General features: G+C 73.3%; 19 protein-coding genes. 10 read left to right on the top strand and 9 right to left on the bottom strand.

The window, feature by feature from the left end:
* Positions 1-96: 96 nt before the first annotated feature.
* On the top strand, positions 97-735 hold the full coding sequence (locus IPJ59_RS36490; protein ID WP_293275796.1) for a hypothetical protein: 639 nt from the start codon (positions 97-99) through the stop codon (positions 733-735).
* A gap of 179 nt (positions 736-914) precedes the next feature.
* Here the strand turns inward: IPJ59_RS36490 and trxA are convergent, their stop codons facing one another.
* Positions 915-1,247: a thioredoxin gene (trxA, locus tag IPJ59_RS36495; protein WP_293257529.1), complete on the bottom strand. Its 333-nt coding sequence runs from the start codon at positions 1,245-1,247 to the stop codon at positions 915-917.
* 143 nt (positions 1,248-1,390) lie between these two features.
* Here trxA and IPJ59_RS36500 point away from each other — a divergent pair, with 143 nt between their 5' ends.
* The 4 genes from IPJ59_RS36500 to hemC all read left to right on the top strand — a co-directional run bounded on the left by IPJ59_RS36500 (position 1,391) and on the right by hemC (position 5,026).
* Entirely contained in the window at positions 1,391-1,771 is a 381-nt protein-coding gene (locus IPJ59_RS36500) for a hypothetical protein (RefSeq protein WP_293257532.1), read from the top strand.
* A gap of 1 nt (position 1,772) precedes the next feature.
* Positions 1,773-2,600, top strand: a complete 828-nt coding sequence (gene ccsA / locus IPJ59_RS36505) for a cytochrome c biogenesis protein CcsA (protein ID WP_293275797.1) — start codon at positions 1,773-1,775, stop codon at positions 2,598-2,600.
* On the top strand, positions 2,597-3,943 hold the full coding sequence (hemA, locus tag IPJ59_RS36510; RefSeq protein ID WP_293275798.1) for a glutamyl-tRNA reductase: 1,347 nt from the start codon (positions 2,597-2,599) through the stop codon (positions 3,941-3,943). The genes ccsA and hemA overlap by 4 nt, the downstream gene beginning before the upstream one ends.
* Positions 3,944-4,066: 123 nt before the next feature.
* The gene (hemC, locus tag IPJ59_RS36515) at positions 4,067-5,026 is read left to right on the top strand and encodes a hydroxymethylbilane synthase (protein WP_366524773.1); all 960 of its coding nucleotides are present in this window, start codon (positions 4,067-4,069) and stop codon (positions 5,024-5,026) included.
* A 73-nt stretch (positions 5,027-5,099) separates the two neighbouring features.
* On the opposite strand, the gene IPJ59_RS36520 is transcribed toward hemC, so the two are convergent.
* Positions 5,100-7,010, bottom strand: a complete 1,911-nt coding sequence (locus tag IPJ59_RS36520) for a hypothetical protein (RefSeq protein WP_293275800.1) — start codon at positions 7,008-7,010, stop codon at positions 5,100-5,102.
* Positions 7,007-8,287, bottom strand: coding sequence for a carboxypeptidase-like regulatory domain-containing protein (locus tag IPJ59_RS36525; RefSeq protein WP_293275801.1), 1,281 nt, complete (start codon positions 8,285-8,287; stop codon positions 7,007-7,009). Before IPJ59_RS36525 ends, IPJ59_RS36520 begins: the two co-directional genes overlap by 4 nt.
* A 119-nt stretch (positions 8,288-8,406) precedes the next feature.
* Here IPJ59_RS36525 and IPJ59_RS36530 point away from each other — a divergent pair, with 119 nt between their 5' ends.
* Genes IPJ59_RS36530 through IPJ59_RS36540 form a run of 3 tightly spaced genes read left to right on the top strand, consistent with a single transcriptional unit; the run spans position 8,407 to position 11,371 of the window.
* Positions 8,407-9,561, top strand: a complete 1,155-nt coding sequence (locus tag IPJ59_RS36530) for an FHA domain-containing protein (protein ID WP_293275802.1) — start codon at positions 8,407-8,409, stop codon at positions 9,559-9,561.
* 2 nt (positions 9,562-9,563) lie between these two features.
* A complete protein-coding gene (locus IPJ59_RS36535; protein ID WP_293275803.1) occupies positions 9,564-10,418 on the top strand; it encodes a PP2C family protein-serine/threonine phosphatase in 855 nt (284 codons plus the stop codon).
* A gap of 5 nt (positions 10,419-10,423) precedes the next feature.
* A complete protein-coding gene (locus IPJ59_RS36540; protein ID WP_293275804.1) occupies positions 10,424-11,371 on the top strand; it encodes an NAD-dependent epimerase/dehydratase family protein in 948 nt (315 codons plus the stop codon).
* A gap of 59 nt (positions 11,372-11,430) precedes the next feature.
* Here IPJ59_RS36540 and IPJ59_RS36545 read toward each other — a convergent pair whose 3' ends face one another.
* The 4 genes from IPJ59_RS36545 to IPJ59_RS36560 all read right to left on the bottom strand — a co-directional run bounded on the left by IPJ59_RS36545 (position 11,431) and on the right by IPJ59_RS36560 (position 15,551).
* Complete coding sequence (locus IPJ59_RS36545; protein ID WP_463673396.1) at positions 11,431-12,354, bottom strand: hydroxymethylglutaryl-CoA lyase; 924 nt, start codon at positions 12,352-12,354, stop codon at positions 11,431-11,433.
* A gap of 85 nt (positions 12,355-12,439) precedes the next feature.
* Positions 12,440-13,054 carry a flavin reductase family protein gene (locus tag IPJ59_RS36550; RefSeq protein WP_293275806.1) on the bottom strand — a complete coding sequence of 205 codons (615 nt, stop codon included), beginning with the start codon at positions 13,052-13,054 and terminating at the stop codon, positions 12,440-12,442.
* A 107-nt stretch (positions 13,055-13,161) separates the two neighbouring features.
* Positions 13,162-14,751: an N-acetylmuramoyl-L-alanine amidase gene (locus IPJ59_RS36555; RefSeq protein WP_293275807.1), complete on the bottom strand. Its 1,590-nt coding sequence runs from the start codon at positions 14,749-14,751 to the stop codon at positions 13,162-13,164.
* Positions 14,752-14,825: 74 nt separating this feature from the next.
* Positions 14,826-15,551, bottom strand: a complete 726-nt coding sequence (locus IPJ59_RS36560) for a glutaredoxin family protein (RefSeq protein WP_293257565.1) — start codon at positions 15,549-15,551, stop codon at positions 14,826-14,828.
* Positions 15,552-15,583: 32 nt separating this feature from the next.
* Between IPJ59_RS36560 and IPJ59_RS36565 the strand changes: the two genes are divergently transcribed.
* Positions 15,584-17,314 carry a C45 family autoproteolytic acyltransferase/hydolase gene (locus IPJ59_RS36565; RefSeq protein ID WP_293257567.1) on the top strand — a complete coding sequence of 577 codons (1,731 nt, stop codon included), beginning with the start codon at positions 15,584-15,586 and terminating at the stop codon, positions 17,312-17,314.
* A 12-nt stretch (positions 17,315-17,326) separates the two neighbouring features.
* Here IPJ59_RS36565 and IPJ59_RS36570 read toward each other — a convergent pair whose 3' ends face one another.
* Complete coding sequence (locus tag IPJ59_RS36570) at positions 17,327-17,959, bottom strand: hypothetical protein (RefSeq protein ID WP_293257569.1); 633 nt, start codon at positions 17,957-17,959, stop codon at positions 17,327-17,329.
* A 54-nt stretch (positions 17,960-18,013) separates the two neighbouring features.
* Positions 18,014-19,054 (bottom strand): GNAT family N-acetyltransferase, encoded by a 1,041-nt coding sequence (locus IPJ59_RS36575; protein ID WP_293257571.1) that lies wholly within the window; start codon positions 19,052-19,054, stop codon positions 18,014-18,016.
* A gap of 142 nt (positions 19,055-19,196) precedes the next feature.
* Here IPJ59_RS36575 and pdxR point away from each other — a divergent pair, with 142 nt between their 5' ends.
* Entirely contained in the window at positions 19,197-20,681 is a 1,485-nt protein-coding gene (pdxR, locus tag IPJ59_RS36580) for a MocR-like pyridoxine biosynthesis transcription factor PdxR (protein ID WP_293275808.1), read from the top strand.
* Positions 20,682-20,720 lie beyond the last annotated feature (39 nt).

Consider the following 20,720-nt stretch of genomic DNA (forward strand, 5'->3'; position numbering starts at 1 on the left):
AGATTGTCGCCTGGGCGGGCGCGATTTCGTGGTACGAGGGCGAGGCCGCGTCTGCGGCGTGTTCCCCCCGAACGACAAGGAAGATCGATGTCTCGCATGCTCCGCTCGTATCTCGCAGTTGCGGTCCTCTGCTCCGCTGTCACCGCATGCGGCGGCGACACCAAGAAGGATGAGAAGAAGGTCGAGGCCAAGGCGCCCGCGAAGGCGGCCGAGCCCGAGAAGGCCGCGGCCAAGCCGGAGGAGCCCGCCAAGCCGGTCGCACCGGCCGCACCGGCCGCACCGGCCGCGCCGGTCGACCCGGCGACCTTCGTCGCTGCGGACCTGTCCGGGGTCGCGACGCTCGCGCCGTACACGATCAACGGCCCGCCCGGGGCCACGGTGACGCCGGACGAGGTCAGCTTCGGCAAGGACGCGCCGATGGGCGTGGTGATCGCAAAGGACGGCTTCAAGCTGCACGTGTGGCGCGGGACCATCGGCGGCGAGCGCTCGACCATGCCGATGCGTGGCCAGATGGAGGGCTTCAAGTACAGCGAGACCAAGAACGAGGGCGAGAAGGGGCTGCTCGAGTACGCGATCGAGAAGGACGGCAAGACCAGCGTCGGCTACATCCAGGCCAAGTTCAGCTCGCTCAAGGATGAGTCGGTGCTGTGCGGCAACGCTGATCCGGTGGCCGACGCGGCCGCGCTCGAGCCGTACAAGAAGGCCTGCGAGTCGCTGGCCGCGAAGAAGAAGTGAGCGTGATGACCTGTCCGTGAGGACAGGTCATCACGACAGATTACACTGCCGGGAAACGAACAGCGCCCCCCGGTCACGGGAGGCGCTGCGGGCGGGCCTGATTGGAGCCTGACGGGAGCCTGACGGGAGCCTGACGGGAGCCTGACGGGAGCCTGACGGGAGCTGTCCCCAGGGACAGTTCACAGGCTGTTCTTGACCCACGCCTCGATCTTGGCCCGGCTGCCGGGGTTGCCGACCAGCTTGTCGACGACCTTGCCGCCCTTGAAGACGAGCAGGGTGGGGAGGCTCTGGATGCCGTAGGTGACGGCGGTCTTCTGGTTGTTGTCGACGTCGACCTTGACGATGCGGAGCTTGCCGTCCATCGCGTCGGCGATGGCGTCGAGGTGGGGCGCCATCGCGCGGCAGGGGCCGCACCAGGTGGCCCAGAAGTCGACCACGACGGGGGTAGACGACTCGAGGACGTCCGTGGTGAAGCTGCTGTCCGAGGAGTTCGTGATCAGTTTGGATGCCATGGTGGGTTCCTGCCGTGAGTTCGCGGGCCGCGGGTCCCGGCGCAGCTCGCTCGGGGTCGCGGTGGCAGGCCATGATGGGTCGCGAGGTCTTGCGGCGCAAGGGTTGTCGGCGAGGCCCGGCCGGGACTACCCTCTTGCTTGATATGCCGCGGATCTTCGTCGCCCAGACCCTCGCAGACTCCTGGCTGGCCGCTGGCCGCGTCGCGCTCGAACGCGACCTGCTGCGCCTCTCGCCGGTCGGCGGGACCGCCACCGACCTCTTCATCAACCCGGCGGTGTTCTTCGAGCGGATCGACGGCAGCGAGTCGGACGTGAACGACGTCGTCGGCCGGGTGAAGACGGCGCAGGAGCTGGCGCAGATGGGCGCCGACCACTACGAGTCGTCGGTGGTGATGGGCGACTACGCGTACACGGTGGTGCCGGGGTACCTGGCGATCCCGGTCGACGCCAAGGGGGCGGAGCTCAAGCTCGACGGCCCGGCGTGGGGTCGGCTCGTCGGTCAGATCGAGTCGCTCGGGGCGTAGCATGCACCTGCTGTTCATCCTCGCCGCGCTGACCTACGGCGCGGCGTCGTTCGCCTACGGGCTCGACCCGGACGCGCCCGACAGCGCCAGTCGCTCGCAGGTGGCGCGGCAGACCACGGCGCGGCAGCGGCGGGCGCTGGCGCTGCTGGTCTTCGCGGTGCTGCTGCACTTCTGCACGATCGGCGCGCAGTGTGTCCGCGGTGAGCACCCGTTCGAGTCGGTGTTCCTGGCGACCAGCCTCGGCGCGTTGATCACGGTGATCGGCTACTGCGCGCTGACCCTGGCGCGGCCGGTGCACGCGCTCGGCGGGGTGGTGGCGGCGGTCGGTCTGCTCGGGCTCGCGGTCGGGGTGATGTTCGGGGCGACCAGCGTGCACGACCCGCTGCCGGCGCCGGTGCAGAGCCTGGCGACGGCGCACGTCGGCCTGGCCACCGCGGGGCTGGCCGGCTTCACGCTGGCGGCGGCGGTGGCGGGGCTCTACCTGGTGGCGGAGCGGCGGCTGCGGCTGCGGCAGTGGAAGCCGCGGCCGGGCGCGATGTCCCTCGCCGGGCTCGAGCGGCTGCACTACCAGATCGTGCTGCTGGTGACGCCGGTGTTCACGCTGGCGATCGTCACCGGGGTGCTGTGGACCCTGCGGGCCGGTGGGATCAGCAGCATGGGGGCGCGCTGGGTCGAGATCTTGATGGCGGTCGCGGCCTGGCTGGCCAGCGTCGGCGTGCTGGTGCTGCGGGTCGGCTTCGGCCTGCGCGGGCGACGGATGGCGGCGCTGACCCTGCTGGCCTTCGTGCTCACGCTGCTGGTGATCGTCTGGTACGGGGTGCGCTCATGACCGACTTGCTGGCGGTCGGGCTCAACCACAAGACCGCACCCGTCGAGCTGCGCGAGCGCCTGGCCTTCGGGACAGATGACCTGCGGGCCGCGATCGCGGCCTTGCGCGCGCGCGCCGGGCTCGCGGAGCTGATGCTGGTGTCGACCTGCAACCGCGTCGAGGTCTACGCGGCGGGGCCCTCGTGGGCCCGCGGGGCCGAGCAGGTGCTGCAGGCGCTGGCCGAGCTGCGCGGGGTCTCGCTGGCGGAGCTGCAGGCGCACACCTTCGTGCGCGGCGACCAGGACGCGGCGAGCCACATCTTCCGCGTCGCCGCCAGCCTCGAGAGCATGGTGGTCGGCGAGCCGCAGATCCTCGGCCAGGTCAAGGAGGCCTTCGAGCTGGCGCAGCGCGAGGGCAGCGTCGGCGGCCTGCTCGAGCGCTGCATGAGCTCGGCGTTCCGCGCGGCCAAGCGGGTGCGCAGCGAGACGGAGATCGCCCGCGGGGCGGCGAGCGTGCCGTCGGTCGCGGTCGACCTGGCGCGTAGCATCTTCGGCGAGCTGCGCGGCTGCGGGGCGCTGCTGGTCGGCGCCGGCGAGATGGCGCAGCAGGCCGGGCAACACCTCAAGGCCGGCGGGGTCGCGGAGCTCACGGTAGTCAACCGCAGCGAGCCGCGCGGGCAGGCCCTGGCCGCCGAGATCGGGGGTCGCTACGCGCCGTGGGATCAGCTCGAGACGGAGCTGCGCCGCGCCGACATCGTCGTCACCAGCACCGGCTCGCAGCTGCCGGTGATCGGCCGCGAGCTGCTCAAGCGGGTGATGAAGGCGCGGCGTGGGGCGCCGGTGTTCCTGGTCGACATCGCCGTGCCGCGCGACGTGGACCCCGAGGTGACGCGCCTGGAGCAGGTGTTCCTCTACAACATCGACGACCTGCAGGGCATCGTCCACGACAACCTGCGCAGCCGCAGCGCCGAGGCCGAGCGGGCCGGAGTGCTGGTGGCCGAGGAGGTCGCCGAGTTCGTCCGCTGGCAGCGCTCGCGTGGGGTGGGGCCGCTGCTCAAGGCGCTGCAGGATCACGGCCGGGCGGTGGTGGAGGGTGAGCTGGCGCGCCAGCGCGGCAAGCTGCAGGGCCTCACGCCGGAGCAGACGCGGGCGGTCGAGACGCTCGCCAGCGGCATCGTACAGAAGTTGCTGCACCGACCGATGACCACGCTGCGCCAGTCGGCGGCCGGGGGCGAGGGCCAGGCGGAGGTCCACGATCTGGCGAGCGCCGTGCAGGCGCTGTTCGGGCTCGCGGCCGGTGAGGCCGCGGTGGAAGCCGCGGCCCTGGCCGAGCCCGAGGTGGTGCCGGCCAAGCTCGGGACATGACCCAAAGGACAGATCGAAGCACATGCCATTGTCGACCGCGACGACCGCGGCGCCCCGCGCAGCTCGGGACATGACCCAAAGGACAGATCGAAGGACATGCCATTGTCGACCGCAGCCCCACGCCTGGACACCACGATCAAGATCGGCACCCGCGGATCCGAGCTGGCGCTGTGGCAGGCGCACCACGTGCGTGACGAGCTGCGCCGCCACTGGGGCGCGCGCCTGGTCGTCGAGCTGGTGCTGATCGCCACCGAGGGCGACCGCATCCTCGACCGACCGCTGAACCAGATCGGCGGCAAGGGGCTGTTCGTCAACGCGATCGAGGAGCAGCTGGTGGCCGGCGCGGTGGACCTCGCGGTCCACAGCATGAAGGACCTGCCGGGGCACCTCGCGCCCGGGCTCGCGGTGGTGTGCACGCCGCCGCGCGAGGACCCGCGCGACGCGCTGGTGCTGGGACCCGCGCTGCGGGCGACGCTCGGGAAGGGGGTGACCCTGGCCGATCTTCCGCCAGGCGCGGTGCTCGGGACGACGAGCCTGCGGCGCACGGCGCTGGCCCGGCGGCAAAACCCCGGGCTGGTGGTGAAGTCGCTGCGCGGCAACGTGCCGACGCGGCTGCGCAAGCTGGCGGCCGGCGAGTACGACGCGATCCTGTTGGCCGCGGCGGGCCTGCTGCGCCTCGGCCTCGGCGACGAGATCGACGCGCGCCTCGACCCCGAGAGCTTCTGCCCGGCGGCGTGTCAGGGGATCCTCGCGCTCGAGTGTCGTGGCGACGACGCCAACATCCGTGCCCTCGTCGCCCCGCTCGGCGACGCCGACGCCTGGGTGATGGCGAGCGCCGAGCGGGCCTTCCTCGCCCGCCTCGACGGCGGCTGTCAGGTGCCGATGGGCTGCCACGCGAGCTTGCAGGCCGACGATCGCCTGCACCTGCGCGGGGTGGTGGCCGACCCCGCGGGTCGGCCCGTGTTCACGGCGACCCGCGAGGGCCCGCGCGCCGAGGCGGCCGAGCTCGGCCGCGGGCTGGCGGAGCTGCTGCTGCAGCTCGGGGCCGACGAGGTGCTCGCCGCTCACCGTACGCGCGAGTGATTGCGACGCCGGCATGTCCGCGAGGACAACCTGTCCTTGGGGACAGTTCGGCATGTCCGCGAGGACAGCCCAATCAGGGCTTGGGGGGCGCCGCTGCGGGCTCGCTCGCGGGCGGGGCGGGCTCGGTCGGCTGCGGGCTCATCAGCCTGCGCTTCGGCCTGGTCAGCGGGCTCAACGGCTCCGCTGCGGAGGGCTCGGGCGCCAGGGTCGTCTCGGCCTCCACCGGCGCGATCACGGACGCATCCGGCTCTGGCTCTGACTCTGACTCGGCCTCGGGCAGCGGTGGCGGGCGCACCGGGGCGACGTAGGGTGGCGGCACGACGGGGAAGGTCTTGCTGGCGGCGCCGAGGACTTGCTCGAGGATCAGCGGCTCGCCGCTGCTGCGACGCGCGCGCAGGACGACCACGCTGCGCTGATCTTCCTGCAACTTCGGCAGCGCGGAGACGCGGTTGCGGATCCCCGGGCGCAGGCGGACCTTGGCGGTGATCGTACGCTCGCCCTCGGCGGTCTGGGTGAACACCAGCAGCTCGGGTTCCTTCAGGTCGGCCGCGACGGCGAGGTCGAGGGTGCCGGCGGCGGCGTCGTAGACGAGCTCGGGCCAGCTCGGCCACATCCAGTCGATCAGCGAGCGGGTCGCCGCGACGGCGCGCGGGGCCAGCTGCGAGAACTGCTCGCGGTACACGGCCTCGTCGATGAAGGCGCGCACGCGGCCGAGCTCGTCGGTGTCGAAGGCGGCGAGCGGGCGACCGGTGACGGTCTTGATGTAGCCGCGAGTCGCCGGCCACGGGCTGAGCGTGGCGCCCGTGATCTCGAGCGGGTCGAGGTCGGCCTCGGCGAGCAGCAGCGCGGCGGCCTCGGCGGGGCTCTGCTCGGGTTCGAGGAAGCGGGGCGCGGGGACGCTGTGCTCGGACAGGAAGCGGCGCCCGGTGAACACGGCGAGGCCCTCGTAGGTGGCGTCGCCCAGGAAGTGTTGGCGCAGGCCGCTCGCGAGGGCGACGCCGCGGCCCTCGGCGATCGCCTCGGCCGCCTGCCGGCCGGGCAGGGCGTGGCGGCCGAAGGACAGGCGGGCGAGCTCGGTGAACAGCAGGCCGCGGTCGCCGGGGACGTCGCTGAGGGGGGTGAAGAAGGCGGTGACGTCGCCGCGGGCGTGGGCCGGGACGGACATGTCCTGAAGGACATGTAGCAGCGCGCCGAGGCCGATCAGCGCCATCGCCAGGTGGTGGTCGCGGGCGCGCGGGTCAGGGTGGGTGGAGGCCAGCTCGAGGTGAGCGAAGGTCCGCGGCGGGGCGAGCGGGTCGGCGCCGTCGTCGAGCCACGCGATCGCCGAGGGGCCGGTGCCGGCGAAGCTGCTGCCGGTGATGTAGCCGGCCAGCGGGGCGCCGTTGTGGCGAAACTGGCGCGAGCGCAGGAGCAGCGGGTGCAGCTGCGGATCGGCGAAGCGCGGGCTCTGCGGATCGTCGCGGTCGACGAAGTGGTGCACGGCCCGCGCCGAGGGCACCAGCTCGGCGATCACGCCGAACTGCAGCCAGTGCAGCGCCGGCATCTCCCACAGGTCGCCGTCGACGCAGAACAGCTGGGTGGCCGGCGGCGCCTTCGGGCCCGGGCAGGCCCCCGGACCGCCGAGCGGCAGCACGCCGGCGCCGCTCGGGGCCTGCTTGAGCGCGGCGCCGAGGAAGCGCCGCTCGCCCGGGGACAGCCGCGCTGGGTCGACCCGCAGCGGCGAGAACAGGCCGCGCTGCAGCTCGCTGCCGGCCATCCAGCGCAGGTGCAGCGCGCTCTCGAGGACGGCGCGGTCGACCATGCCGATGTGGGTGGTCGCGGGGTCCCAGGCCACCGCGGTGCGCGGGGCGACGAGGCCGAGGCCGAGGCCGAGCGCGAGCGCGAGGCGGGCGCGCAGGGGGCTGGCCGAAGGGACAGGTCGGCTGGCCGAAGGGACAGGTGGCGGCAAAGGAGCGGGGCTGGCCGGAGGGACAGGTCGCGTCACGGGGCGCCTCGCTTGGCAGGTTTGGCCGCAGGCGGGCCGCTGGCGGGGGAGGTGGGGGCCGCGGCCGAGCCCGAGCCAGAGCCATTCGAGCCCGAGCCAATCGAGCCCGAGCCACGACCGTTCATGGGCGGCGCCGCGGGGGTGCCGATCTGGGGCGCGAGCGCCTCGCCGGGCTTGGCCGGCGCGGGCTTGGGGGCGGGCTTGGGGGCGGTGATGTTGCGCAGGCGCTCGAGGTTGCGGTGGAGGGTCTTGGCGAGGATGATCGCGGTCTCGAGGTCGACGCACTGCTGGTCGCCGCAGCTGAGCAGGACGCCGATCTTCGCCTCGCGGTCGACGAAGGCGACGGCGTGCACGCCCTCGGCGGAGAGCAGCCAGGTCTCCGGCGTGATCTCGGCGCTCGGCTTGACGCCGCCCATGGTCTCCTGGATCGTGCTGATGACCGGCTCGAGGCCGCCAGGTGGGTCTCGCCACACGCGGTAGGCGATGTCCCACGGCTCCTCGCGGCCCTCGGCGCGCAGGTGGACGCCGTGATAGAAATCGGTGCGGGCGAGGTCTGGCAGGTCCTCCTGCAAGAAGGCGTCGGCGTAGTGGGTGCGCGTGCGGACCTCGTCGGGCGTGAGCACGGCCGAGGCGTCGAGCCACTCGGGCTCACGCGGTGCGCTCGGGACCGCGGTGCTCGGGCCCTCCGGCGTCGGACCGCCGGCGCCACCTTGCTGACGGAACAGGTCGAGGTTGGCGAGCTCCTCCTCCCACTGCATCGTCTTGCGCAGCACCTTCGGGCTGGCGAGGAACAGCAGGTGCTCGGCGTGCGAGTCGTTCTCTCGCCACTTGCGCAGCTCGACCTTGTTGTGGCGCACGCTGAAGTCGGGCCGCGTGCCACCCTCGAGCCGGGCGTCCGAGCGGTAGCCGAGGTAGCCGCGCTTGTAGACGACGAGGTGGAAGGACACGAGGCGCAGCGCCGAGGCGCGGACGGCCAGCTTGGCGGGGAGGATCCGGTAGCGGCCGGCGGCGTCCGTGCTGGTGACGTACGTTTCCGAGCCGTGGGGGCCGATGAAGCCGTCGCCGCGGTCGTAGGCCCACACGCCGACCACCACGGCCTCGGCCACGGGCTCTCCGGTGGACACGTCGACGACCTGGCCGTCGAAGGGGCCGATCAGGTTGGCGTCGGTCACCTGGTCGCGGGCGCCGACGAAGGTGGCAGGCCGCACCAGCGGGGCGCAGCCGACCAGCAGAAGCAGGGCCAGGGCGAGGCGGGCGTGTGCGGGAGGGGCGCTCAATTGACGTCGCGCAGCGCGGCCGATAGGCTTCGGAGGCCGGTGCGAGCGCGGGTCTATCCCACGCGCTGCAACGTGGCAAGCCTTTCTCCGAGGATCTGCAGGGACGCCCAGGCTAGCTGATGTCGGAATGGATCCCCTGTCCCGCGTGTGGCAGTGAGAGCGGCCCGGAGGCTTCGGCCTGCGTTGTCTGTGGCTATCGCCTCGACGACCCGAAACGCGATCCGGGCCCTGGCAAGTGCGCCCGCTGCGGCTCGGCCCTCGGTGAGGCCTTCGAGTTCTGCCAGATCTGCGGCCTCGGCGTGCACTCGCGGCTGCCACGGCCGCAGACCGAGAGCCTGCGCCTGGTCCCGCCGCGCCCGCGGGGCAAGGCCAAGAAGACGCCGACGGTCCCGCCGCCGCCGAGCCCCGAGGTGGTTGGTTTCAGTCCTGGCTTGCGCCCTGGGTCGAGCGCCGAGGATGGGGCGAGTGCTGCGAGTGCTGCGAGCGCTGGCGCTGCGCCGGGCGCCCCGCTGTCGCGCGAGTGGTCGCCGCCGGTCGCACCGCTGCCGGCGCTGGTCAGCGTGGCGCCGGGGGTGGTCGGTGCGAGCCCGATGCCGCGGCGCGCACCGGGGGCCAACAAGCTGCGGCTGGTGGTCGTGCAGCGCGACGGCTCGGAGGGCGAGGTCATCCCGCTGGGCGACACGCCGCTGTTCATCGGCCGCTGGCAGGGCGACCTGCGCTTCCCGGCCGATGAGTTCCTCGGGCCGAGCCACGCGCGCGTCGATCCGCAGGCGAAGGGCGTGCTGGTCGCGGACCTCGGGACGCGCAACGGCGTGTTTGTCCGGATCTCGCGACCCGAGCCGGTCTTCCCGGGCGATCTGTTCCTGCTCGGGCACCAGCTGCTGCGGCTCGAGAACATCCCCGAGGCGGGGCGCGAAGGGGCGCCCGCGGCCGACGGCGTCCGCGGCTTCGGCACCCCGCTGCAGCCGGCCTGGGGCCGCCTGGTGCTGCTCGGGCCCGGCGGCGTCGAGGCCGAGAGCCACTACCTGCGCCACCCGCAGGTGGTGTTCGGGCGCGAGCTCGGCGACATCGTGTTCCCGGCGGACCCCTTCGTCAGCTGGCAGCACGCGCAGATCACGATGGAGGCGAGTGGGCCCGATACGCCCGTGAGCGTGACCCTCACCGACCTGCGCTCGGCCAACGGCACCTACCTCCGCGCCCGCGGTGATGTCATCCTCGACCCCGGCGACATGTTCCGCGTCGGCGACCAGATCTTTCGCGTGAGGATGCACTGACCGTGGCTCAGGTCGAGGTGTTCGCGCGGACCGAGGTTGGTTGCGTGCGCAAGCGTAACGAGGACCACTTCGTGGTCGCCAACCTCGCGAGCCGCGAGCAAGGCCTGAAGCCCGGCGCCCGCGTCCAGCCGCTGGGCATGGGCGGCACCTTGATCGCCGTGTGCGACGGCATGGGCGGGGCGGCGGCCGGGGACCTCGCCTCGAGCATCGCCGGCGACACGCTGGTCGAGCTGCTGCAGGCCCGCAGCCCCTTCGCCGACATGGAGGCCGCGCAGAAGGCGATGCTCGCGGCCGTCACCGCGGTCAACAACGCGATCCGCGGGGCGGCGGCCGGCGACCCGACCCGCCACGGCATGGGCACCACCATGACCGCCGTGCTCGCGCTCGGCGGCGAGCTGCTCATCGGTCACGTCGGCGACTCGCGGGCCTATCTTCGCCGCGGGCGCGCGCTGACCCAGCTGACCACCGATCACAGCATCGTCGGCCAGCTGATCGCGGCCGGTCGCCTGCAGCCGGAGCAGGCCCGCAGCTACGAGCACCGCAACGTGCTGCTGCAGGCGCTGGGGGTCCAGCCGCGGGTCGGGCCGGAGCTCATCCAGGCCCAGCTGCGCGCCGGCGACGTGCTGCTGCTGTGCAGCGACGGGCTCACCGGGCCGCTCACCGACGAGGCGATCCTGGCGCTGATGCTGCGCTACCAGGATCCGCTGCGCTGCTGCCGGGCGCTCACCGAAGCCGCCTGCGCCGCGGGCGGCCCCGACAACGTCACCGTGGCGATCGCCCGCTTCTCCGGCGACGGCCTCGAGCTGCCGCAGGGGCGCGAAGAGGTCGCGCTGCAGCGGGTCCAGCACGCGATATGAACGGCATGGGCGACGGATCGCGGGTCGTGCTCGTGACCGGGGGCGCCGGCTTCATCGGCTCGCACGTGGTCGACCTGCTGCTGGCCCGCGGCTGCCGGGTGATCGTCGTCGATGACCTCAGCCACGGCCGGCGCGAGAACCTGGTGGCGCACCAGGACGACCCGCGCCTGCAGCTGGTGGTGGTCGACCTGCGCGACGACTTCGCGGCCGCGCTCGCCGGTCTGCCGCGGCCCGACGCGGTGCTGCACCTCGCGGCCCAGGTGTCGGTGCCACGCTCGCTGCGGGATCCGGTGGTCGACCTCGACATCAACCTCCGCGCCACCGTCCGCCTGCTGCAGTGGGCGGCGGCCGCCGGGGTCCGGCGCCTGGTGCTGGCCTCGTCGGCGGCGGTCTACGGCGACCCGGCGCGCATGCCTGTCTCCGAGGACATGTGCGATCGGCCAGCCGCGCCCTACGGCGCGAGCAAGCGGGCGGCCGAGCTCTACCTGGCCTGCCTCGGCCCGGCGCTCGGGGTCGAGACGGTCGCGCTGCGCCTGTTCAACGTCTACGGGCCGCGCCAGGACCCGGGCAGCCCGTACAGCGGGGTGGTCTCGCTGTTCATGGCCCGGGCCCTCGGCGGCGAGCCGCTGACGGTGCAGGGCGACGGCGCGCAGACGCGGGACTTCGTGTACGTCGGCGACGTCGCCCGCGCCTTCGCGGCGGCGATGGACACGCCCGGGGTCGACGGTCTCATCGCCAACATCGGCAGCGAGCGGGCCACGACGATCGCGGAGCTGGCCGCGGCGATCGTCGCGGCGACCGGCGGCCGGAGCCCGATCGTTCACGCGCCGGCGCGCGCGGGGGACATCGTCCGCTCGCTCGCCGATGCGTCGCGGGCCCGCGTGGCGCTGGGCTGGCATGCGGAGCTGTCGCTCGCCGAGGGGCTCGCGCGCACGCTCGCGTGGCTGGGCTAGGCCTCGCGCGCTCGTGGGGGTCTGCTCAGGGTCCCGACCGAGCCCCGAGCAGGTCCCGATCAGGTGACCGATCGACCGAGCCGCGCGCAGTGGCCGAGGTGGGCCTTGAGGTACTTGCTCGGCAGCTCGCGCGCCAGCTGGCCCGAGAGGCCAGCCGAGACGCTGACCAGGCGATCGAGGTCGACGCCGGTCTGCACGCCCATGCCGTGCAGCATGTACACGACGTCCTCGGTGGCGACGTTGCCCGACGCGCCCGGCGCGTAGGGACAGCCGCCGAGGCCGCCGACGGCGGAGTCGACGGTGCGCACGCCGAGCTGCAGGGCGACCGTGATGTTGGCGAGCGCGGTGCCGCGGGTGTCGTGGAAGTGGACCGCGAGCTGCTCCAGGCCGATGCCGGCGGCCAGCAGGCCATCGAGGATGTACTCGACCTGGCGCGGCGTGCCGACGCCGATGGTATCGCCGAGGCTGATCTCGTAGACGCCCATCTCGAGCAGGCCGCTGGCGACCCGGACCACGCTGTCGAGCGAGATGCTGCCCTCGTACGGGCAGCCGTAGACGGTGCTCACGTAGCCGCGCACGCTCATGCCGCGCGCGCGGGCCTCGTGGACGACCTCGCGGTAGGTGGCCAGCGCCTCCTCGGTGCTCTTGTTGATGTTCTTGCGGTTGTGCGTCTGCGAGGCGGCCATGAACACCGCGATCTCCTGCATGCCGGCGCGGGTGGCCGAGTCGAGGCCGCGGAGGTTCGGGACCAGGGCGCTGTAGCTGACGCCGGGCTTGCGGCGCACGCGGGCGGCGACCTCCATGTGGTCGGCGAGCGCGGGGATCCAGCGCGGGTTGACGAAGCTGGTCAGCTCGATGCGCTTGATGCCGGCGTCGACCAGGCCCTCGATGAGCTCGACCTTCTTCTCGACCGGGAGGATGGTCGACTCGTTCTGCAGGCCGTCGCGCGGGCCGACCTCGAAGATCGAGACCTCCGCCGGCAGCGCGGCGAACAGCCCCGGTGCGCGGGCCGGCGCGGCACCCGGCGTGCAGCCCGGCGTGCAGGGAGTCGGCTCGGTGGGGGTCGCGTCAGTCACGGCGTTTCGCAGGGTCAGGCCGCGCCAGGGACACGCGGTCGGTGGTGCGAGTGTACGCGATCCCCCCCAGCCGCCCGACGGCCGCCAGGCGACCCGGGTCGATCGCGGTCAAGCGTCCGCGGGCGTCGCGTTGCAGCAGATCGGCCGCGACCGCGAAATGCACGACCTCGGCCAGCACAAGCGTGGCAGAGGGCTTTCCGGGGGTGCTCGCCCCCAGGCCCACCCCCAAGGGAATCGCCTGCGTGAGACGACACTCGAGATGGGCCAAGGCCCCGGCCACGCGCGGCGGGCCGACGACGCTCGCGGGCTCGGCGGGCACGTCGGCGAACTCCCACTCGGACTCGCCAGGCGCGAGCGCGGCGGAGGTGGCGTTCATCGCCGCGAGCCACGGCTCGCTGACGTGCGAGACCACGAACTCCCGGCGCTCGAGGATGTTGGCGAGGGTGTCCTTCATGCGCCCGTCGGGGTGCCAGGCGATGCTGATGACGATCATCGGCGGCTGCGAGCAGACCGCCTGGTAGTAGCTGAAGGGCGCGAGGTTTCGCCGCCCCTGGCCGTCCTCGCTCGAGACCCAGGCGATCGGACGCGGGGCCACGAGGTCGGTCATCAGCCGGTAGACCTCGGCGGTGGCCAGAGCGGTCGGCGAGATTTCTGCGAGCGTGAGCGTGTCCCTGCTCTACCAGAATCTCGCGGCGCTTTCCCAGCGGCGCTGGCTCACACCTGTCCGCGGGGACAGCTTGCGCGTGCGCGTCGTCGCAGGCCGAGCAGGACGAGCAGCAGCAGGGCGTCGGCGGGGCGGGGCGGGGCGTGGCTGCAAGCGCAGCCCGCCGCGTCGTCCTGGCCGTAGCCGTCGGGCAGGGCGGGCTGCGGGAAGCCTGGGAAGCTGTCCCCGGTCGGGGTGCTGTCGGCCTCGCCGGCTTCGCTGCCGGTCGCGCCCGGATTGGCGGTGGGATCGGCGGTGGGATCAGTGCTCGAGCCCGGGAGGGTGGGGTCGCTGGGATCGGCGGTCGGGTCGGTGGTGGGGTTGGTGGGATCGGTGGTGGGACCAGTCGGATCGCCAGTCGGATCGCCAGTCGGATCGCCAGTCGGATCGCCAGTCGTGCCGCCGGTCGGGTCGGGGGCGTCGACCGGGTCGAGGGCGATCACCAGGCGCGCGCCCGGGTACACCGCGAGGTCGATGTCCTCGCTGGCCAGTTCGTAGAGGTCGGGGGCGAAGGCGTCGATCGTGTGCCCGCCGACCGTGGCGTTGAAGCTGAAGCTGCCGTCGGCGGCGGCGATCGTCATGCCGCCGCCGTCGATCTGCACGCTCGCGCCGGCGGCCGCCATGGCTGTGTCGGGGCACAGCGCGGACCAGTGGGCGGCGACGATGTAGCCGTCCGCGTCGAGGCCGCTCATGCCGGCGCAGGGGCCCTCGCCGGCGGGCATGAACAGGCGGTGGTGGCCGTCGATGTCGCGGCGCGCGTGCCAGTAGTCGAGCTTGGTGCCGCCGGGCACCTGACACTGCGCGCCGGGATCGTCGGCCAGCGCGGTGGCCTGGATCTGGGTCGCCTGGGTGGCGGTGATCGTGCACGGCTTGCTGCGGTCGACCGCGACGCCGCGGATCTCGGTGGGCGGCACGACCTCCTTGATCAGCGCCATATAAAGATCCCAGTTCCAGCCGGCGCCCGGGTCGGTGTGGGTTTGATTCGGCAGCTCGACGTGGCCGAGGATGTGCGCGCGCTCGATCGGGATGCTGTGCTGGATCGTCAACCAGCGCGCGAGCCGGGCCGAGGAGCTGTAGGTCGCCCACGTGTACCACTTGCCTGGATCCTCGACAAAGCCCTCGTGCTCGATGCCCAGCGCGTACTTGTTCGAGCTGCCGACGTGGTAGGCCCGATCCTTGTCGAGCACCATCTGCGTGACCTCGCCGTCGACCGAGCGCATCACGTAGTGGGCCGAGACCACCGCCGCCGGGTTCTGGAACCACGAGATGGTGCCGTTGTACGAGCCCTGCTGGGTGTGCACGACGACGTAGTCGTAGCTGACGATGCCGTTGGCGAGGAAGTTGCCCGGGTTCGCCGGCACGAAGGCGACGGCCAGCGGGTACTCCGGCGCGATGTAGAAGGGCGGCGGCTCGGGCACGGCGAACTCGTCCCAGTGCGGCGGACGGACGTGGTGGTCCTCGCCGTCGGGCACGCCCCACTGCGCCGGGCCAGGCGGCGGTTCGGCGCGCAGCGTCGGCGAGGTCGCCAGGGCCGCGAGCGACAGGGCAGGGACGAGACCGCGTGGTCTCCGGGGTCGCAGCGTGCGAGGTACACCGGCCATGGCCGCACGATATCCCGCGGGCAGAGGCCACGCAACGACGCGGCGAGCACAGTAGCGTCGCTATAGCAGCTTCGCTACAGCAACTTTTCCAGGCGTCCGCGATCGAAGCCGACCATGAGCTCGCCGCGGACGTCGATGATCGGCACGCTGCCGGTCTTGACGCCCTTCTTCTCGGCCTTGGCGCGCATCTCGGCGGCGGCGGCCGGGTCCTTCTCGATGTCCTTGGCGACGTACTTCACGCCCTTGCGATCGAGGTAGGCGGTGAGCTGCTTGCAGACGCCGCACCAGTCGGTCTTGTAGACGACCACGTCGCCGCCCGCGGGCGCGGCCGGGGGCGGCTCGAGCCCTGGCGGCAGCTCGGGCAGACCCTCGACCTTGCTCGAGCGACCTGTCCCAAGGGCCAGCTCCTCGAACAAGCCGCGCTCGACGGTGCTGAGCTGCCAGCCGCCCTCGGCCGCGGGCGTGCGCAGGTTGGCGACCCACACGCGGCCGGCCGGCGGCTCGGGGCCCTGCAGCAGCGTGACGCGGACCAGGCCGCGGGCCTCCTCGGGGACCTCGGTCGGCTTGTTGGTGTCGGCGAACTGGCCGCGCTCACCGGCGAAGGTGAGCACCACGTCGGCGGGCTCGGCGGGCAAGATCGGCGCTGCGACCTCGGATTCATCGGACTTGGCGCCGCCGGCGGGCGTGGCCGGGCGATCGGGCGCCGGCGGCTTCTCGGGCGCACAACCCCAGTGCGGGGCCGTCAGCACGGCCAGCAGCGCAAGCAGCAAACACAGGGCGGTCGGTCGGGTTCGTCTCATCGCGGGCGAGGGAGTATAACCGCCGGACCGCGATGGCGCGATTCGCCCCTGGCCCCGAGGGCCGCAGCCTCCTGTCCGTATTTCGGGCCGTGCTGGCGCTCGTGCTGACGCTGACCGTGCTGACGGCGATCCTCTACACGGGCTACCTCACCTACACGGACCTGTCGCCCGCGGACGTGCGCGCGCCCGAGGCCACGCCCGAGGTCGACCGCAGCGGCCGGCGCGTGACCTACGGCCGCTCCTCGCTGACCCGCGAGCGGCAGCTGTGGCTGCTCCACCTCGAGGGCTCGCCCGAGGAGATCGGCGACGCCCACGGCAACCTCGGCTCGCGCCTGTTCGCCAACCTCGACGAGCACGTGTCAGAGCGGCTCGGTCAGCGCTACGGCGCGTGGCTCGAGAGCTGGGGCGCCACCATGGTCATGCGCTGGGACTTTCGCGACGCCGACGACGCGCTGCCAGACGCGGCCCGGCGCGAGCTCGCGGCGCTGGCCCAGGCGATGCCCGAGGCCGCGGGTGGGCGCCTCGGCAGCTATCACCGCCTGTTCCTCCACCAGAACTTCGTCGAGCTCAGCCGTCGCCTCGACGACGTCGTGCTCGAGGGCAGCATGTTCGCCAGCTCGCCGCGGGCCAAGGGCGGTGGCGCTGGTGGCGAGCGCGGCAACCTGATCGTCGGTCGCAACTTCTTCATCGACCTCGGCCCCGAGGTCGAGCCCGACCGCCTCGTTACCTTCTGCTACCCGGACGGCAAGTACCCGTTCGTGTCGGTCGGCTGGGCCGGCCTGCTCGGCGTGGTCACCGGGGTCAACGCGCGGGGCATCGTCGTCGCGTTGAACCCGACCCGCACCGACGACCCGCTCGAGACCGGCGCCCCGCTGCCGCTGGTGCTGCGCCAGGTGCTCGAGGAGGCCGACACCCTCGAGCAGGCGCTCGAGATCCTGCAGGCCGCCGACCTGCGCACCTCGGGCGCGGTGCTGGTCGGCGACGGCCGTCAGCGCAAGTCGGCGATCGTCGAGCTGGCCCCGCGCGACAAGGACGAGCGCAAGCCGCGAGGCGACGACGCGCCGACGATCTGGGCCACCAACCACCTGCTGCGCGAGCCCTTCGAGCGCGACGCGCAGAACGACCGCATCCGCCGCTACACCTCGTCAGGCTACCGCTATGAGCGCCTCGGCGAGCTGCTGGCGGAGGCCGCCCCGGTCGACACCAGCGGCCTGGACCCGGGCGCGGCCCGGGCGGTGGCGATCCTCCGCGACCGTCGCGGCGTCGGCGGCGAGGAGCTCGGCCTCGGCAACCGCAACGCGATCGACAACCTCCACCTCACCCACTCGGTGGTGGTCGACGCGACCGCGATGGTGATGTGGGTCGCCGAGGGTCCGAGCGCGCTCGGCCGCTTCCGGGCGATCGACCTCCGCCACGCGCTCACACGCGAGGGCGCGCGCCCGGCCCCGCTCGACGACTTCCCGGCCGACCGCCTGCTGCACAGCGAGGAGTACGGCGACTACAAGGTGGCGCTCGCGGCGATCGAGCACGCGCGCCTGCTGCTGGCCGCCGGCCTGCCGCGCAAGGCGTTGGTCGACGCCAAGGTGGCCCTGGCGCTCGCGCCCGACGTCGGCGACCTGCACCGCCTGCTCGGCGACATCGAGCGCGAGCTCGGCGACCTCGCCGCGGCGCGCACCCACTACGAGCGCTACCTCGAGCTGGTGCCCGGCCGCCTGCGCGACCAGGAGCGCGTGCGCGGGCTGCTCGAGGAGCTCGGCCAGTAGGCGGCCAACGACTCACGGGGGCGAGGGCTTGAACGCGGCGATGAAGCGGTCGGCGACGCGGTCCATGTCCCTCGCGTCGGCCGGGCCGACCACCAGCACCTGGTAGAGCCGCCGCTGGCGCAGCAACAGCAGCCCGATGAGGCGTTGCTGGCCGCCCGCCTCCGGGGCCGCGTCGGCGACGATCTCGACGCGCCGCGCCGGCAGCCCGTGGTGCTCTTGCTGGGTCTCGCGGACGAGGCGACCGCGGACGTTGGCGACGGCGCCGTCGCGCGCGCTGTCGAGAAGCTTGGCGGAGCTCGTGCCGCCCGTCGCCGGGCCGTCGACCACCGAGATCATGTAGGCCCACAGCTCGTGCTCGCAGCTGAAGATGTCCATCGTCTGCGGCCCGGCGGGGGTGGGCAGGGACAGCGTCTCGCTGTCCGGCGCGACCGGGAACTCGGCCGAGAAGTTCCAGCGCTCCGAGCTGAAGGCGACCCAGGGCGCGGGCGCGGCGATCGGCGGCGCCACGACATGCGGAGCGACGGGCGGGGCGATCGCTCGTGCGACCGGGCGGGTCGCGATCGGAGCCGGACGCGGCGCCTCGCCGCAGCCGATCACCGCGAGCGCGAGCGTGCAGCACCGGAGCAGGACGGACAGGGACGGCATCGCCAGCCCGCCGACGCTAGCCGAGCCGCGCTCGCTTGCCCAGCCTGCGTCGCGTCAAGCCGGGCCGCGCTGCATGTCGTGCGAGGTTGTGGCTGGCTGCGGGACGAAGCCGAGGCGGGCATAAAACTCCGGTCGGTCGCGCGTGCGCAGGCGGAGCACCCGGGCCCCGCGGACCGCCGGGTGGTCGAGCAGCAGGCGAACCACCGCGGTGCCGAGCCCGCGGCCCTGCCAGGCCGGGTCGACCGCGACGTCGAGCAGGTACGCGAAGCGGCCGCCGTCGCTGACGGCCCGGGCCGTGGCGATCAGGCGCCCGGCCGCGTCGTGGGCCCCGACCCAGGCGCTCGAGCGCAGCAGGGCCCGCGCCAGCGTGGCCCGCGGGATCTCGAGGTTCCAGTACTGCTCGCACAGCAGCGCCAGCGCGCCCTCGAGGTCCCGCTCGTCGAGGGCACAGCACAGGCGGGCGCCCTCGGGGCCGCGCAGGAACGCGGGCGCCGGCAGCTGCGGGTGGCCGCGGCGCAGCGCCTCGATCGCCGCCGGGTCGTCGGCGAGGCCGCGCTGCCACAGCTGCGTCAACACCTGCAGCAGCTCCTCGGGCTTGCGGTTCTGGCCGAACTTGCCCTTGCCGTCGATCGTCGCCTGGGCGACGCGGACGATCAGGATCCCCTCGACCTGCTTGCGGTAGCGCGGGTCGTCGGCGTCGATCGGCGCGTGCCCGCCCTCGGGCTGGTACTTGCGCATCAACGCCGCCAGCACGGCCGCCTTGGCGTGGCGATCCGTGACCTCCTCGAGCACCCCGTGGACCTGCACGCTGCGGTAGTAGGTCGTGGCCGGGCAGGCCAGCGTCGGATCGAAGAAGTAGCTCGGGATCACCGCGATCGTCTCCTCCGCCGCGGCCACGACCGGGCGCCCGAGCGCCGCCAGCTTCTCGCCCGCTGGTGCGCCGTGGAAGGCCAGCGCCCCGTCGACGACGACGCCGTGGACGGTGCGCAGCAGCGGCGCGCCGGCCTCCGTGGTTGTGGCGAGGTGGACGACCGGGCAGCGCTCCAGCAGCGCCAGGCCCTCGGCCTCGGACATGCGGTAGATCTCCTTGCGCATGCCCGGACCATGCCGCGTCGCTGGTCCAGGCGAGAGGTCCAGATCCCGAATATTGACTGGACCAGTTGAGCGGTCATCTGGTCCAGCAAGAAGGATGAAAACTGGTCCATCGCCTGGACCGGTGGCGTGGCATGATGCAGCCATGCTCGGCTGGGAGCAGCGCTTCACGATCGAGCCCGCGGGCGATCGCCCTCGCTTCGTCCAGATCGCCCAGGCGCTGGTGGCCGAGGTCCGTCGCGGTCGGCTGCGCCCCGGTGACCCGCTGCCGAGCAGCCGGGCCCTGGCGCAGAGCCTCGGGGTCCACCGCAACACGATCCTGGCCGCCTACGCGGAGCTGCGCGCCGAGGGCTGGATCGTCAGCGAGCCGGCGCGCGGCACCTTCGTCTCGCAGGCGCTGCCCGACCCGAGCCCGCGGCGCTTCGCCCCGTCGGCGACCCTGCGCGAGCAGGTGCCGGCGCGCGCGGCCTTCGATCTGCCGCCGGCGATCGAGCCGTTTCGCTTCGACACCCGCACGCCGCCCGGGACGATCGCGCTGCCCGGCGGCGTGCCAGACGTCGGCCTGGTGCCCGCCGCCCTGCTCGCCCGCGCCTACCGTCGGGCCCTGCAGCGAGACGCGAAGGCGCTGCTCGGCTACCGCGACCCGGCGGGTCACCCGGCCCTGCGCGCCGCGCTGGCGACGATGTTGTCGGCCACCCGCGGGCTCGCGGCCGACGCCGACTCGCTGCTGCCCACCCGCGGCAGCCAGATGGCGCTGTTCCTGGTCGCCCAGCTGCTGGTCCGACCCGGCGATGTGGTGGCCGTCGAGGACCCCGGCTACCGGCCGGCCTGGGAGGCGCTGCGGCGGGCCGGCGCGCGCCTGGTGCCGATCAAGGTCGACGCCGACGGGTTGGTCGTCGACGAGCTCGCGGCCCTGGTCGCGCGCGAGCGCGTGCGTGCGGTCTACCTGACGCCGCACCACCAGTACCCGAGCACCGTGACCCTCGCGCCCGGCCGCCGCCTCGAGCTGCTGCGGCTGGCCCGCGGCGCCCGCATGGCCGTGATCGAGGACGACTACGATCACGAGTTCCACTACGAGGGCCGCCCGGTGCTGCCGCTCGCCAGCACCGATGCCGCCGGCTCGGTGATCTACGTCGGCACCCTGTCGAAGGTGCTCGCGCCCGGCCTGCGCCTCGGCTACGTGGTCGCCCCGCCGCCGCTGCTGGCCCGCCTGGTCGTCCTGCGCAGCACCATCGATCTCCAGGGCGACGCGATCCTCGAGGCCGCGGTCGCCGAGCTCATCGCCGATGGCGAGGTCCAGCGCCAGGTCCGGCGTGCGCGTCGGGCCTACCACGCCCGTCGCGACGCCCTCGCCGCCGCGCTGCACGAGCAGCTCGGCGACGCCGTGTCCTTCACCACCCCGGGCGGCGGCATGGCGCTGTGGCTGCGCGCCCGCGACGACATCAAGGTGGCGGCCTGGGAGCGCGGCGCCGCGGCCCACGGCGTGCAATTTCAACCCGGCAGCCGCTTCGCCTTCGACGGCCGCGAGTGCCAGCAGCTGCGCGTCGGCTTCGCCGGCCTCGAGGAGCGCAAGCTGCGTGAAGCGGCGCGCCGCCTCGCGGCCGGGCTGGAGGCGGCGCGGCGACGCTGACCGCGAGGACGACCAGCCGCGCGAGCGCCGAGCCTCGCG

Source organism: Nannocystis sp. (assembly GCF_016714285.1).
In the GTDB taxonomy this organism is placed as follows: Bacteria; Myxococcota_A; Polyangia; order Nannocystales; family Nannocystaceae; genus Nannocystis.